Annotated in this window: 16 protein-coding genes; 12 read left to right on the forward strand and 4 right to left on the reverse strand. The window is 63.8% G+C overall.

The window, feature by feature from the left end:
* Positions 1-90: 90 nt before the first annotated feature.
* Positions 91-525: a CopD family protein gene (locus D7325_RS14235; RefSeq protein WP_120997063.1), complete on the forward strand. Its 435-nt coding sequence runs from the start codon at positions 91-93 to the stop codon at positions 523-525.
* Positions 526-573: 48 nt separating this feature from the next.
* On the opposite strand, the gene D7325_RS14240 is transcribed toward D7325_RS14235, so the two are convergent.
* On the reverse strand, positions 574-834 hold the full coding sequence (locus D7325_RS14240; protein ID WP_120996724.1) for an HP1242/YdcH family protein: 261 nt from the start codon (positions 832-834) through the stop codon (positions 574-576).
* A gap of 128 nt (positions 835-962) precedes the next feature.
* On the opposite strand from D7325_RS14240, the gene D7325_RS14245 reads away from it, so the two are divergent.
* The 5 genes from D7325_RS14245 (at position 963) to bamJ (ending at position 5,933) form a co-directional block, all read left to right on the forward strand.
* Positions 963-1,736 carry an EAL domain-containing protein gene (locus D7325_RS14245; RefSeq protein ID WP_120996726.1) on the forward strand — a complete coding sequence of 258 codons (774 nt, stop codon included), beginning with the start codon at positions 963-965 and terminating at the stop codon, positions 1,734-1,736.
* Positions 1,737-1,805: 69 nt separating this feature from the next.
* The gene (mscL, locus tag D7325_RS14250; protein ID WP_120996728.1) at positions 1,806-2,216 is read left to right on the forward strand and encodes a large-conductance mechanosensitive channel protein MscL; all 411 of its coding nucleotides are present in this window, start codon (positions 1,806-1,808) and stop codon (positions 2,214-2,216) included.
* A 122-nt stretch (positions 2,217-2,338) separates the two neighbouring features.
* Positions 2,339-4,762 (forward strand): Lon protease family protein, encoded by a 2,424-nt coding sequence (locus D7325_RS14255; RefSeq protein ID WP_120996730.1) that lies wholly within the window; start codon positions 2,339-2,341, stop codon positions 4,760-4,762.
* A gap of 132 nt (positions 4,763-4,894) precedes the next feature.
* Positions 4,895-5,236 (forward strand): PA4575 family protein, encoded by a 342-nt coding sequence (locus D7325_RS14260; protein ID WP_120996732.1) that lies wholly within the window; start codon positions 4,895-4,897, stop codon positions 5,234-5,236.
* A 79-nt stretch (positions 5,237-5,315) separates the two neighbouring features.
* Positions 5,316-5,933, forward strand: coding sequence for a BamJ family beta-barrel-assembly machinery protein (bamJ, locus tag D7325_RS14265; protein WP_120996734.1), 618 nt, complete (start codon positions 5,316-5,318; stop codon positions 5,931-5,933).
* 27 nt (positions 5,934-5,960) lie between these two features.
* Here bamJ and D7325_RS14270 read toward each other — a convergent pair whose 3' ends face one another.
* Both D7325_RS14270 and D7325_RS14275 read right to left on the reverse strand, forming a co-directional pair.
* A complete protein-coding gene (locus D7325_RS14270; RefSeq protein ID WP_120996736.1) occupies positions 5,961-6,188 on the reverse strand; it encodes a PA4570 family protein in 228 nt (75 codons plus the stop codon).
* A gap of 135 nt (positions 6,189-6,323) precedes the next feature.
* Positions 6,324-7,292 carry a polyprenyl synthetase family protein gene (locus D7325_RS14275; protein WP_120996739.1) on the reverse strand — a complete coding sequence of 323 codons (969 nt, stop codon included), beginning with the start codon at positions 7,290-7,292 and terminating at the stop codon, positions 6,324-6,326.
* 379 nt (positions 7,293-7,671) lie between these two features.
* Between D7325_RS14275 and rplU the strand changes: the two genes are divergently transcribed.
* The 5 genes from rplU (at position 7,672) to D7325_RS14300 (ending at position 11,358) form a co-directional block, all read left to right on the forward strand.
* Positions 7,672-7,983 (forward strand): 50S ribosomal protein L21, encoded by a 312-nt coding sequence (gene rplU / locus D7325_RS14280; protein ID WP_120996741.1) that lies wholly within the window; start codon positions 7,672-7,674, stop codon positions 7,981-7,983.
* Positions 7,984-8,016: 33 nt separating this feature from the next.
* The gene (rpmA, locus tag D7325_RS14285; RefSeq protein ID WP_120996743.1) at positions 8,017-8,274 is read left to right on the forward strand and encodes a 50S ribosomal protein L27; all 258 of its coding nucleotides are present in this window, start codon (positions 8,017-8,019) and stop codon (positions 8,272-8,274) included.
* A 196-nt stretch (positions 8,275-8,470) separates the two neighbouring features.
* Complete coding sequence (gene cgtA, locus D7325_RS14290) at positions 8,471-9,685, forward strand: Obg family GTPase CgtA (RefSeq protein ID WP_120996745.1); 1,215 nt, start codon at positions 8,471-8,473, stop codon at positions 9,683-9,685.
* Between the two features lie 85 nt (positions 9,686-9,770).
* Positions 9,771-10,889, forward strand: a complete 1,119-nt coding sequence (proB, locus tag D7325_RS14295) for a glutamate 5-kinase (RefSeq protein WP_120996747.1) — start codon at positions 9,771-9,773, stop codon at positions 10,887-10,889.
* A 7-nt stretch (positions 10,890-10,896) separates the two neighbouring features.
* Positions 10,897-11,358, forward strand: a complete 462-nt coding sequence (locus D7325_RS14300) for a CreA family protein (protein WP_120996749.1) — start codon at positions 10,897-10,899, stop codon at positions 11,356-11,358.
* Positions 11,359-11,418: 60 nt separating this feature from the next.
* Here the strand turns inward: D7325_RS14300 and rpsT are convergent, their stop codons facing one another.
* On the reverse strand, positions 11,419-11,694 hold the full coding sequence (gene rpsT / locus D7325_RS14305; protein WP_120996751.1) for a 30S ribosomal protein S20: 276 nt from the start codon (positions 11,692-11,694) through the stop codon (positions 11,419-11,421).
* A gap of 223 nt (positions 11,695-11,917) precedes the next feature.
* Here rpsT and murJ point away from each other — a divergent pair, with 223 nt between their 5' ends.
* Positions 11,918-13,465, forward strand: a complete 1,548-nt coding sequence (gene murJ / locus D7325_RS14310; protein WP_120996753.1) for a murein biosynthesis integral membrane protein MurJ — start codon at positions 11,918-11,920, stop codon at positions 13,463-13,465.
* Positions 13,466-13,512 lie beyond the last annotated feature (47 nt).

The following is a 13,512-nucleotide window of genomic DNA, read 5'->3' on the forward strand; positions in this document are numbered from 1 at the left end:
GGGCACGCATGATAACGCCTGCTCTTGATCGCGATCAGCCACCGCGACGAAGGCGCGCGCCAGACTGGTGCCATCGGTTGGGAGATGAACATGCGCTATCTGTTGTTTCTGCATCTGTTAGGGGCGACCGTCTGGGTCGGCGGGCATCTGGTGCTGTTGCTCGGCATCCTGCCGGGCGCCTTGCGGTCGCGCGATGTCGCGCCGGTCCGCGGGTTCGAGGCGATCTACGAGCGGATCGGGATTCCCGCGCTGCTCGTGCAGATCGTCACCGGCTTCTGGCTCGCGACGCTCTGGCTGGCGCCGTCGCAGTGGCTGTCGGATGTGCCGGTCGCGCACCTGGTGCAGGCCAAGCTGGTGCTGCTGGCCATGACGGCCCTGCTCGGCGTGCATGCGCGTCTGGCGCTGATCCCGCGGCTGGATGGCCAGCGCTTGCCGCAGCTCGGTGTGCATATCGTGCTGATTACCCTGACGGCGGTTGCATTCGTCTGGGTCGGGACGGGGTTTCGTTACGGCGGGTTGTTCTGAGGAAGGCAAGGCAGGACGGCGCCGGGGTGGCGCCGTCTTCGGTGACGCTTAGCCGCAGCAACCGCCGCAACAGGACCCGGACGCGCGCTTGAGCTGGCGGGCGAGGTCGCCTTTCAGGGCGGCGTGCTGGTCCTTCAGGGCGGTGAGCGAGGCGGGATCGAGCGTCTCCGAGCCTTGCTCGATCTGCGTCAGACGCTGTTCGAGGTCGGCGAACTGCTGTGCAAGACGGGCAAAGGCCGGGTCCTGCTGGCTCAGGCGCTGGAATTGTTCGGGGGTTTCGTTGCCGACGGCATGGTATTCGACGTGCATGAGGCGCTCCGTGGGGCGTGATTTAAGGGTGGCCCAAACTAGCCTTCCGGGCACGGGCTCGACATGATGTCGATCAATTGTTGTTCACGTCGCGACGGCTCGAACAGCGGCCCATTCAACGCTGTCCAATGGCAGCATGCAGCGGAGTTCTTCACGTGACCCATTCCACCGGACGCTGTTCGGCGTGCCTTGACGGTCAGGCACTCGATTTCTCCATCAGCATGGCGTTCCAGCCCATCGTCGACGTCGCCAACCGTCAGGTCTTCGCCCACGAGGCGCTGGTGCGCGGCGTGGCGGGGGAAGGCGCCGGACAGGTACTGGCGCGCGTGACCGACGACAACCTCTACAGTTTCGACCAGGCCTGCCGCATCACGGCGCTGGAATGGGCCGCCCGGCTGGCGCTGCCGGCGCGGCTGTCGATCAACTTCATGCCCAACGCCGTCTACAAGCCGGAAACCTGCATCCGCGCGACGCTGGCGGCCGCCGAACGGGTTGGCTTCCCGCTCGATCGGATCATCTTCGAGGTGACCGAACAGGAGCGGGTGCGCGACACCGCCCATCTTCTCGATATCCTCCGTTCCTACCGCGAGATGGGTTTTCGCACGGCCATCGATGACTTCGGTGCCGGCTATGCGGGGCTCAACCTGTTGGCTGATTTCCAGCCGGACATCATCAAACTGGACATGCACTTGATTCGTGACGTGGATCGTGACCCCGTGCGCCAGGTGCTGGCACGGACGATGATCGACCTCTGCCGGCAACTGAACGTCGAGGTGATCGCCGAGGGCATCGAGACGGCCGGCGAGTACCGTTACCTGAGCGAGCAGGGCGTCAGGCTGTTCCAGGGGTACCTCTTCACCAAGCCAGCATTCCAGGCGCTGCCCGAAATAAGCCTGCCCTGACCGGGAACCGCGCGCCGCGGCTATAGTCTGCAAGCCAGCGGCGCGGGGCGCGCCAATGAGGAGGGCATCATGGGGTTGCTGAACGAGTTCAAAGCGTTTGCGGTACGCGGCAATGTGGTGGACATGGCAGTGGGCATCATCATCGGCGCGGCATTCGGCAAGATCGTGTCGTCGTTCGTCGGTGACATCGTCATGCCGCCGGTGGGCCTGCTGATCGGCGGGGTCGACTTCACCAACCTGGCGGTGGTGCTCAAGCCTGCGGTCGGCGAGGTGCCGGCGGTCACGCTCAACTACGGCAAGTTCATCCAGACCGTCATCGACTTCATCATCATGGCTTTCGCCATCTTCCTCGGCGTCAAGGCCGTCAACCGTCTCAAGCGCAAGGAGGCCGTCGCTCCCTCGGCGCCGCCGGCGCCCAGCAAGGAAGAGCTGCTGCTGACGGAAATCCGCGACCTGCTCAAGGCGCGCAACGAGTCCTGACTGGGTGCGCCCCGGTCTCGGCAGGCAGGCCGAGACCGGGGCGACTCCTTGCAGCCGATCGGTGCCAGGGCCAGAATGGCCCGCATTTCCTGTGGCCTACGCCATCCATGCAAGGATCCCCGATGCCCCAATCCGTTGCCGGCTCGCGCCTGGCGCCCGATGCGCTCACCCGTCCGTTCCACCCCCACCAGTTCAGCTTCCAGACCACCGACGAACTCGAGCCTTTCCTTGGCGTGCTCGGCCAGGAACGGGCGGTCGAAGCCTTGCAGTTCGGCGTGGCGATGCCGCGTCCGGGCTACAACGTCTATGTCATGGGTGAGCCGGGAACCGGCCGCTTCTCCTTCGTCAATCGCTACCTGAAAGCCGAAGGCAAGCGCCTGGAGACGCCCAGCGACTGGGTCTACGTGAACAACTTCGACGAGCCGCGCGAGCCACGCGTGCTGCGATTGCCAGCCGGTCAGGCCAGTGAATTCACCGCGGACATCGCCCAGCTCATAGGCAACCTGTTGGCGACCTTTCCTGCCGTCTTCGAGCATCCGAGCTTCCAGCAAAAGAAGAGTGCGATCGACCGTGCCTTCAACCAGCGCTACGACAAGGCGCTGGACGTGATCGAGAAGCTGGCGCTCGAAAAGGAGATCGCGCTCTACCGCGACAGCACCAACATCGCCTTCACGCCGATGAAGGATGGCAAGTCGATGGACGAGGCCGAATTCGCCCAGCTGCCGGAGGCCGACCGGGAGCGCTATCACGCGGACATTTCCGCGCTCGAGGTAAGGCTGAACGAGGAGCTGGCCAGCCTGCCGCAGTGGAAGCGTGAATCGAGCAACCAGCTCCGCCAGCTCAACGACGAGACCATTACCCAGGCGCTCGAGCCGTTGTTGGCGCCGCTCATGGAGCAGTACGCGGGCAACGACGGTGTCGAGTCCTACCTGCGGGCGATGCAGGCCAACCTGCTCAAGACGGCGGCCGAGCAACTCGTCGACGACAACCGCTCCGAGGCCCAGAGCCGCTCGTTGCTCGAGGAGCAATACAGCCCGAGCCTGGTCGTCGGCCATGCCGCCGGCGGCGGGGCGCCCGTCGTGTTCGAGCCGCATCCGACCTACGACAACCTGTTCGGCCGCATCGAATACAGCACCGACCAGGGCGCGCTCTACACCAGCTACCGCCAGTTGCGCCCCGGTGCGCTGCACCGTGCCAACGGCGGCTTCCTGGTGCTGGAAGCTGAAAAGATGCTGAGCGAACCCTTCGTCTGGGATGCGCTCAAGCGTGCGCTGCTGTCGCGCCAGTTGAAGATGGAGTCCCCGCTCGCCGAGCTGGGCCGGCTGGCGACCGTGACGCTGACGCCCGAGGTCATTCCGCTACAGGTCAAGGTCATCATCATCGGCTCGCGCCAGCTCTATTACACGCTGCAGGAGCTGGATCCGGACTTTCAGGAGATGTTCCGCATCCTCGTCGATTTCGACGATGACGTGCCGCTCGCCGAAGACAGCCTCGAGCAGTTCGCCCAACTGCTCAAGACCCGCACTTCGGAAGAGGGCATGGCGCCTCTCACCGCCGCCGCCGTGGCGCGCCTGGCGACCTACAGCGCGCGCCTGGCCGAACACCAGGGGCGGTTGTCGGCGCGTATCGGCGATCTGTTCCAGTTGGTCAGCGAGGCGGATTTCATTCGCCAGGTCGCCAAGGAAGAGGTCACCGACGTGGGCCACATCGAGCGTGCGCTCAAGGCCAAGGCGACGCGAACAGGCCGCGTCTCGGCGCGGATTCTCGAAGACATTCTCGCCGGCGTGATCCTGATCGACAGCGAGGGCGCGGCGATCGGCAAGTGCAACGGGCTGACGGTGCTGGAAGTCGGCGACTCGGCGTTCGGTATGCCGGCGCGCATCTCGGCGACGGTCTATCCGGGCGGCTCGGGCATCGTCGACATCGAACGCGAGGTCAACCTGGGGCAGCCGATCCATTCCAAGGGCGTGATGATCCTCACCGGCTACCTCGGCAGCCGCTACGCGCAGGAATTTCCGCTGGCCATTTCGGCGAGCATCGCGCTCGAGCAGTCATATGGCTACGTCGATGGCGACAGCGCTTCGCTTGGCGAGGTGTGCGCATTGATTTCCGCGCTGTCCCGTACGCCGCTCAAGCAGTGCTTCGCGATTACCGGCTCGATCAACCAGTTCGGCGAGGTGCAGGCGGTCGGTGGAGTCAACGAGAAGATCGAAGGCTTCTTCCGGCTGTGCGAAGCGCGCGGTCTCACCGGCGAGCAGGGTGTGATCGTTCCCTTCGCCAACGTCGCCACCCTGATGCTCGACGAGCGGGTGCTCGATGCGGTGCGTCGCGAGCAATTCCACGTCTATGCCGTGCGCCACGTCGACGAGGCGTTGGGGCTGCTCGTTGGCGAGCCCGTCGGTGAAGCGGATGACAAGGGGTGTTTCCCGTCCGGCAGCGTCAACGCCCGTGTCGTGGAGCGTCTTCGGGATATCGCCGAGATCGAGCTGGGCGAAGACGACCGCGAGGCGAAGGACAAGGCCGAGACGCCTGCATCGGAGCAATAGCGTGGTGGGTCGTAGCGGAACGTTGTGCGGGCGGTGGGGTCTTTCCAATTAGGAGTCGCCGGCTGTGGAGCCGTCGCCTAATTCGGTCCCGACCGGGCAGACAGGTCGGGGTCCTGCGTGAGGATCGTCATCATGTCGCAAAGTCTCTGCCTGACCCGCCAGTGCCTGGGCTTCATGACCCGGATAGAGTGCGAGATCAAACCCCTGGCCGGCGGCAACGGCCTCTGGACGTTGCTGTGCGCGGCGGGAATGTCCGGGGCGCAACCGACCGCCATCAAGGCCCAGGGCCCGTTTCACGGCTCGCGCAAGGCGGAGTCGGTGCTGGAGGCGATCGTCGCCAATCTGCGCGAGCAGGGCTACGACGAGGCTGAAGAGCCTTCCATCTGGCAATTGCATATGCAGGCAGAGTTGCGTCGCCTGAACGCCGAACGTGGGCGCCCGGCGCTGAAGATGCAGTCTCGCCCCGAGGCCTGAGTATCGTCGCCTGAACGCCGGGCCCGTCGATGCCCGGCCGGCTGTGCTAGTCTGCCGACCCTTTTTTGGCGGACTTACCATGAGCGATTTCGACTTCTCTACTGATGAAACCCGCGTCAGCTACGGTATCGGCCGGCAGCTCGGCGACCAGCTGCGTGACAATCCCCCTCCGGGTCTCGATCTCGAGGCCGTGATCATCGGCATGCGCGATGCCCTCGCCGGTACGGCCAGCCGTGTGGCGCCGGAAACACTGAACGCGAGCTTCCGCGTCATTCGCGAGCGCATGCAGGCCGAAGCGCAGGCCAAGGCTGAGGCAGCGGCAGGCGAAGGGCGCGAGTTCCTGGTGCAGAACGCCAAGCGAGAAGGCGTGGTGGTGCTTCCGTCGGGCCTGCAATACGAGGTCATTCAGCAAGGCGAGGGTGCGCGGCCGACCCGTGAAGACAGCGTGCGCACGCATTACCACGGCACCCTGATCGACGGGAGTGTCTTCGATAGTTCCTATCAGCGCGGCCAGCCGGCGGAATTCCCCGTCGGAGGTGTCATTGCCGGCTGGACCGAAGCGCTGCAATTGATGAACGCGGGCAGCAAATGGCGTCTGTATGTTCCCAGCGAGCTGGCCTATGGGGCGCAGGGCGTGGGCAGCATTCCTCCGCACAGCACGCTGGTGTTCGACGTCGAACTGCTCGACGTGCTCTGAGGCGAGGCAGCTTGGGCCAAGGCTCGCCTAGGGACGAAGCTCTCTGGCATAGCAGAACAGGAACAGGCTGCGCACCTGTTCCTTTAGCACTGCCGGTTCGCTCGTGCTCAGTTGGCTGACGTCCAGGTCGCCTTGATCGCGCAACTCGCCGAGCGCTTCTTCGTCGAGGGCAATGCAGACGGCGCCGGTCTGGCGATCGAGTATCCGCAGATAGGGCTGTGGGCGGTCGAGCCAGGCATCGATCAGATAGGTCATGGTGCACCTCCAATGATTTCGTTAAATGAGAATAAATCCTATTAACGAAATAGCAAGAGGCGATCGATCTTTCGGCTGGTGCTGCAGGCGTTTCAGGGCTGCGCTGGTCGAGCAGCCTCGGTCTGCGGCCTTGGATCAGTGCGTACGTGCTACGGCAAAGCGGCTCAGCTCGACCATTGCCTCGCGATAGGGGCTGGGTGGGAGGGCATCCAGGCAGGTGATCGCCTGGTCGGCGAAGTCTCGCGCCAGCGCGGCGGTGTAATCGAGCGCACCGGCGGCCTCGACAGCCGAGCGAATGCTCTCCAGGTCTTCGATGCCGCCTTTCTGAATCGCGCGCCGGACGAGTTCCGCCTGCTGGGCGGTTCCTTCGCGCATCGTATAGATCAGCGGTAGGGTGGGCTTGCCCTCGGCGAGGTCATCGCCAACGTTCTTGCCCAGCGTCTCGCTGTCGCCCCGGTAGTCGAGCAGGTCGTCGACCAGTTGGAAGGCCACGCCCAGACGATCGCCGAATTGCCGCAGCGCCTCGCGCTGCTCCGCTCCCGCGCCGGCCAGGGTGGCGGCGCTATGGGAGGAGGCCTCGAACAACATGGCGGTCTTGGCCTTGATGACGTCCATATAAATGGCTTCGGTGGTGCTGGCATCGCGCACCTTGCTGAGCTGCAGGACCTCGCCCTCGGCGATCACGCGGGTCGCTTGCGAGATGATGCGCATCACCGGCATGGAATCCAGCTCGACCATCATCTCGAAGGAGCGGGCATACAGAAAATCACCGACCAGCACGCTCGGCGCGTTGCCCCAGAGCGCATTGGCGGTCGACCGGCCGCGCCGCATGCCGGACATATCAACCACGTCGTCATGCAGCAAAGTAGAGGTATGAAGGAATTCGATGATCGCGGCGAGCAGGCGAAGGCGGTCGCCTTCCAGGCCGAGTGCCTTGCCACCGAGGAGGACGAGCAGCGGTCGTAGTCGCTTGCCGCCCGCGGACGTGATGTAGTCGGCGATCTTCTCGACCAGGGGCACGCGGGAGCTGAGCTGTTTGCGGATGATGCCGTCGACGGCGGCGAAGTCTTCCGCCACCACGTTATAGAAGGCCTGGGGTTGCATCAGGGCGGTTGCTCCGGTGAAGCGTTTCTATCGGCGTCGCGTCGGACAGGCTGCCACCAGGAGCGCGAGGGGCAACGCAGGGCTCACTGTCTTGGCAGTGACAGCCCGCTGACGCGCTGGGCCGGATCGTCATATAACCAACGGGCGCGTCCTTGGTTGCGCGGCATGCTAGGGGGGCGGCCGACGGGCTGTCAAGGAAGCACCCGGCGAGCTTGCGCAGGGTAGGGCGCTTGAGTAGAATCGCGGGCCCTGAACTTTCCCTGGGCATTTCCCTGCCTTACGCAATTGCAAGGGCGTCTCATCCGGCCCCGAGCAGCCATGCCAGCCCCTAATACTTCCTATCAAGCGCTGGGTGAGCAGGATCAACGGAGATATTTAGATGTACGCAGTTATCGTAACTGGCGGCAAGCAGTACAAGGTTGCCGAAGGCGAATTCCTGAAGGTCGAGAAGCTTGAGATTGCGACCGGCGAATCGGTCACTTTTGACCGGGTTCTGCTGATTGGCAACGGCGAAGACGTAAAGATCGGCGCGCCGATCGTCGATGGTGCCAAGGTGACCGCCGAGGTGGTTGCTCAAGGCCGTCATGACAAGGTCAGCATCATCAAGTTCCGCCGTCGTAAGCATCACATGAAGCGTCAGGGCCACCGTCAGTGGTTCACTGAGATCAAAATCACCGGTATCCAGGGCTGATCGGCCTGGATCCAACACAGGAGTATTGAACTCATGGCACACAAAAAAGCTGGCGGTTCTACCCGCAACGGTCGCGATTCCGAAAGTAAACGCCTTGGCGTGAAGATGTACGGTGGCCAGGTCATCAAGGCCGGCAACATCATCGTCCGTCAGCGCGGCACCCAGTTCCACGCCGGTTACGGCGTCGGCATGGGCAAGGACCACACCCTCTTCGCCAAAGTCGAAGGCGTGGTGAAGTTCGAAGTCAAGGGCGCGTTCGGTCGTCGCTATGTGAGTGTCGTCGCGGCCTGATCGCGATTGCACGACGAAAGCCCTGTCTTGCGACGGGGCTTTTTTGTTTCTGCGCATCGGTGCGGTTCTGGCACCATGCGGCTCTCATAGGGTCTGTTGCGCTGTGATGCCTGCCGTCCAGGTGGCGGCTCGCTCGCAGGCGCTTACGCTTAAGTTCTGATGTTTTTGCGCCCGCTCCAGCGGCGGGAGGTAACCGATGAAATTCGTCGATGAAGTATCGATCTTTGTAAAAGCCGGTGACGGTGGCAACGGCATGATGAGCTTCCGCCGGGAAAAGTTCATCGAGAAGGGTGGCCCCAACGGCGGCGACGGTGGGGACGGTGGGTCTGTCTACATCGAGGCAGACGAGAATCTCAACACGCTGGTCGACTACCGATACACCCGGCGCTTCCATGCTGCGAACGGCGAAAAGGGTGGGAGTACCGAGTGTACGGGCGCAAAAGGTGACGATCTGGTCCTGCCTGTGCCGGTGGGTACGACGATCATTGATGCCGGCACGCAGGAAATCATCGGAGACCTCACCAAGCCTGGGCAGCGCCTGCTCGTCGCTCAAGGTGGCTGGCATGGCTTGGGTAATACCCGGTTCAAGTCGAGCACCAACCGGGCGCCTCGGCAGACGACCCCCGGCAAGCCTGGCGAAGCGCGCGACCTGAAGCTCGAGCTCAAGGTGCTGGCCGACGTCGGCCTGCTGGGTCTTCCGAACGCGGGCAAGAGTACCTTCATTCGAGCCGTCTCGGCGGCCAAGCCGAAGGTGGCGGACTATCCCTTCACCACGCTTGTGCCCAACCTCGGCGTGGTCAGCGTTGGGCGCTACAAGAGCTTCGTGGTCGCCGATATCCCGGGGCTGATCGAGGGCGCGGCCGAGGGGGCGGGACTCGGCATTCGCTTCCTGAAGCACCTGGCGCGCACCCGCCTGTTGCTGCATCTGGTCGATATGGCGCCGCTGGATGGTGGCGATCCGGCGGACGCCGCTGAAACCATCCTGGCTGAACTCGAGAAATTCAGCCCTGCCTTGATGGAGCGCGATCGCTGGCTGGTTCTGAACAAGGCTGATCAGTTGCTCGACGACGAGCGCGAGGAGCGCCTGAAGGCCGTGGTCGAGCGACTCCAATGGCAAGGGCCGGTGTATGTCATCTCCGCCTTGGAGCGCGAAGGTACCGAGGCGCTCAGCCAGGCGATCATGCGCTATCTCGACGAGCGCACCCTGCGGATGGCCGAAGAGCCTGAGTATGCGCAGGCGCTGGCTGAGCTGGATCAGCGCATCGAAGACGAGGCGCGCGCACGTCTGCAGGCATTGGACGACCAGCGGGCGTTGCGCCGGGCAGGCGTCAAGGCGGTCGACGATCTGGATGATGACTTCGACGACGATGACGATGACGAGGGTGGCGCCGAGATCTTCTACGTGCGCTGAAGGTGTCGGTGCGCGCCGACGTACAGGTGAGTGACGCGGGATGGCGTCGCTCGTTTGCGGACAGAGTGGATCGGACGGCTGGACGATGCGAGACAAGGTGGCGGGTGCGAAACGCTGGGTGGTAAAGATTGGCAGTGCGCTGCTGACGGCCGATGGGCGAGGTCTCGATCAGGGTGCGATGCAGGCCTGGGTTGGGCAGATGGTTGCGTTGCGTGAGGCGGGCGTCGAGCTGGTGCTGGTGTCATCCGGCGCGGTGGCGGCCGGCATGAGCCGCCTGGGCTGGTCCGCCCGGCCGAAGGCCATGCACGAGTTGCAGGCGGCGGCAGCGATCGGTCAGATGGGGCTGGTCCAGGCCTGGGAATCCAGCTTCGCTCGGCATGGACTGCATACCGCACAGATCCTGCTGACCCATGACGACCTGTCCGACCGCAAGCGCTACCTGAACGCGCGGAGCACGCTGCGGACGCTCGTTTCGCTGGGTGTGGTGCCGGTCATCAATGAAAACGACACCGTCGTGACGGATGAAATCCGCTTTGGTGACAACGACACGCTCGCCGCGCTGGTTGCCAATCTGGTCGAGGCTGATCTGCTGGTCATCCTGACCGATCGTGATGGCATGTTCGATGCCGATCCGCGCACCAATCCCTCTGCTCGCCTGATCAGCGAGGCACGGGCGGACGATCCGGCGCTCGATGCCGTCGCGGGTGGTGTCGGGGGTGCGCTCGGGCGAGGCGGCATGCAGACCAAATTGCGTGCGGCGCGGCTGGCGGCGCGCTCCGGCGCGCATACGGTCATCATCGGGGGGCGAATCGAGCAGGTCCTGGCGCGTCTGCGGGCCGGCGAAAACATCGGAACCGTGCTCGCGCCGGAGCGGAGCCGGCATGCGGCACGCAAGCAATGGTTGGCGGGGCATCTGCAGACGCGCGGCGTGCTGATGCTCGATGAAGGGGCCGTCCGAGCCTTGCGCGAAGGGCATCGAAGCCTCTTGCCGGTGGGCGTGCGAGCGGTGCAGGGCAGCTTCCGTCGCGGCGAGATGGTCGTTTGCGTCGCGCCGGACGGTTCGGAAGTGGCGCGTGGCCTGGCCAACTACAGTGCGGCCGAAGCGCAGAAAATCCAGGGCTGTGCATCGGATGACATCGAGACCCGGCTCGGCTACGTCGATGAGCCGGAGCTGGTTCACCGCGACAACATGATCGTGCTGTGAGGTTCGAATGCGCCTGACTATCTGGTTCGCCGGGCTGGCTCTGTTACCGGGCCTGGCACATGCACGCGAAGTGGGCGAGGTCGATACCGTCTTCAAGTGGCTGGGACCGAATCACAAGATCGCCGTCGAAGCTTTCGACGATCCCAAGGTGGCGGGTGTGACCTGCTATCTGTCGCGCGCCAAGACCGGCGGTATCAAGGGTGGCCTGGGTCTGGCCGAAGACCGGGCGGAGGCTTCGATCGCCTGTCGGCAGGTCGGTCCTATCCATTTCGAGGCGCCGCTGGAGGATGGTGAGGTGGTATTCAAAGAGCGCACCTCGCTGATTTTCAAGACCATGCAGGTGGTGCGCTTTCATGACGAGGCGCGCAATGCGCTGGTCTACCTGGTGTATAGCGACAGGGTAATCGAGGGGAGTCCGCAGAATGCGGTGACCGCGATACCGATCGTGCCTTGGCCGACCGCCCGCTGAGCGGATGCAGGCCATAAAAAAACCGGCCAATTGGCCGGTTTTTTTTCATCTCGACATCAGTTACGCGGCGGCTTGGCCGAGTGCCTTGATGTGAGCGTTCAGGCGGCTCTTGTGACGAGCGGCCTTGTTCTTGTGGATGATGCCCTTGTCGGCCATGCGGTCGATCACCGGCACGGCAGCCGTGTAGGCGGTCTGGGCTTTTTCCAGGTCCTTGGCGTCGATCGCCTTGACCACGTTCTTGATGTAGGTGCGGACCATCGAGCGCAAGCTGGCGTTGTGGCTGCGACGCTTCTCAGCCTGGATTGCGCGTTTTTTGGCGGAAGGGCTGTTGGCCACCGTCGAACTCCTCGAAACTTTGGGATTGCCAAGACAAATAAGGCCGCGAATCATGCCGTCGGGTAGGGGGATTGTCAATCCCTCTGTGCAGGCGTTGGAACTGGCCGGATAGGCGGCCGCTCGCTAAACTCGCCGGCGCTTGATCTGTCCTAACTGCCCAAGCTTCAGGCAGTTTGCTTGCAGTCGCCCTCATAGCCCTCGATTTTTCTCCAGGTTTCCCAGTATGGCCAAAGAAAGCGCCAAGGCCGGTCTGCTGCGCTCCAGCGCAGTGGTCAGTCTGATGACGTTGTTGTCTCGTGTGCTTGGCATGGTCCGGGACATGGTCGTTGCCAGCCATTTTGGATCGAGCGCGGCGGCCGATGCCTTCTTCATCGCGTTCAAGATTCCGAATTTCCTGCGGCGGCTGTTTGCCGAGGGTGCGTTCGCTCAAGCCTTCGTGCCGGTCTTGTCGGAATACCGGACGAAGCGTTCGCTGGCCGAGGTGAAACTGCTGGTCGACCGCACGGCCGGCATGCTGGGGCTGATCCTGACCCTGATCACCGTGGTAGGTGTGCTGGCGGCGCCTTATATCGTCATGCTGTTCGCGCCTGGCTTCCATGACGACCCGGCCAAGCTGGAGCTGGCTGGCGAGCTGTTGCGCATTACCTTTCCCTACCTGCTGCTCATCTCGCTGACCGCGTTCACGTCGGGCGTTCTCAATACCTACGGGCATTTTGCGGTGCCGGGCTTCACGCCGGTGTTGCTCAACGTCTGCATGATCGCGTCGGCGCTGTTCATGACGCCCTATTTCGAGGAGCCCATCAAGGCGCTGGCCTGGGGCGTGTTCATCGCCGGTTTTGCCCAGCTGGCCTTCCAGATGCCCTATGTCGCACGCCTTGGCTTGCTGCCGCGCCCGCGGGTAAAGCGACACGACGACGGCGTGCGGCGGATCATGCTGTTGATGGTGCCGGCGCTCTTCGCTGTATCGGTCAGCCAGATCAACCTGCTGCTCGACACGGTGCTGGCGTCGTTCCTGCAGACCGGTAGCGTGTCGTGGCTGTATTACGCCGACCGTTTGTCCGAGCTGCCGCTGGGGGCTTTCGGGATTGCGATCGGCACGGTCATCCTGCCAAGCCTGTCGCGTCAGCATGCCGGAGACGATCCGCGCGGATTTTCCAGCACGCTCGACTGGGCGCTGCGGATGGTGTTGCTCGTCGGCCTGCCCGCCGCCGTCGCCCTGGCCATCCTGGCCGAGCCGCTGATCACGGCGCTGTTCCACTACGGTGCCATGAGTCAGGAAGCGGTGATTCAGTCCGCGCGTGCGCTGGAAGCCTATGCGCTGGGCGTGCTGGCGTTCATGCTCATCAAGGTGTTGGCCCCCGGATTCTTTGCCCGTCAGGATTTGAAGACGCCGGTGCGCATTGCGGTGACCTGCATGGTGGCGAACATGGCCTTCAACCTGATCCTGATCTGGCCGTTGCAGCACGTGGGTCTGGCGCTAGCGACATCCTTGTCGTCGATGCTCAACGCCTTCCTGTTGTTATGGGGGCTGCGCCGGATCGGCGTCTACGTGCCTGAGCCGGGCTGGTGGCTGTTTGGCTTGCGGCTGGTTGGCGGCTGCGTCGCGATGGTGGTAGCCATCCTCTGGCTCAGCGCGCCCGTAGCGGAATGGTTTGCCTGGGGCTGGGAGCGTCGCGCCCTGCACATTACCCTGCTGGTCGTCGTCGGCATCCTGGCGTTCGTTGCGGGCCTTCTGCTGCTCGGACTGCGGCCCCGGCACCTGCGGCACTGAGGCGGGGCCGGGTGTCCGTGAGCTAGAGGTCATGCGTATAATCGGCC

The organism is Stutzerimonas urumqiensis, assembly GCF_003640395.1.
In the GTDB taxonomy this organism is placed as follows: Bacteria; Pseudomonadota; Gammaproteobacteria; order Pseudomonadales; family Pseudomonadaceae; genus Stutzerimonas; species Stutzerimonas urumqiensis.